The following is a 433-nucleotide window of genomic DNA, read 5'->3' on the forward strand; positions in this document are numbered from 1 at the left end:
GGCCGGTACAGGTTCAGGCTCGGCCCCTTCGCGAGCCATTCGCTATCGGTCGTCGTCTGGCGGTTGTAGTCGAAGCCGAACAGCAGCGTGTGCGAAAGCGGGCCCGTCGTGAATTTCGCCTGCGCCTGGTTGTCGACGTCGAAGCGGCTGTAGTTGAACTGGAACAGGCCCGCGTAGCGCGTCATCGTCGCCATCGTCGGGTCTGCGTCGTCGAGGCCGCCGCCGTAGACGGACGCGTCGTCGAGCGACAGGTGCATCCAGCGCACGTTCTGCCGCAGCGTCCACACCGGGTTCAGCTTGTGCTCGAACTGATAGCCGAGCGACCACTGCTTCTTGCGGTAATGGTCGAAGTTCGCATCGGCCGTGTACAGATCGTCCGAGATCGTGCCGTTCGGATTCGGCAGCACGGTGCCGCGCGACGGCAGGAAGTTGC

The 433-nt window shown here is 64.2% G+C and carries 1 protein-coding gene; it reads right to left on the bottom strand.

Annotated elements, in window-relative coordinates:
• On the bottom strand, positions 1–433 hold a 433-nt coding region (locus J5M58_RS27175; RefSeq protein WP_207880556.1), incomplete at both ends, for a TonB-dependent receptor.

Origin of the sequence: Pseudomonas sp. 32_A, assembly GCF_017490905.1 — a bacterium.
GTDB lineage: Bacteria > Pseudomonadota > Gammaproteobacteria > Pseudomonadales > Pseudomonadaceae > Aquipseudomonas > Aquipseudomonas inefficax.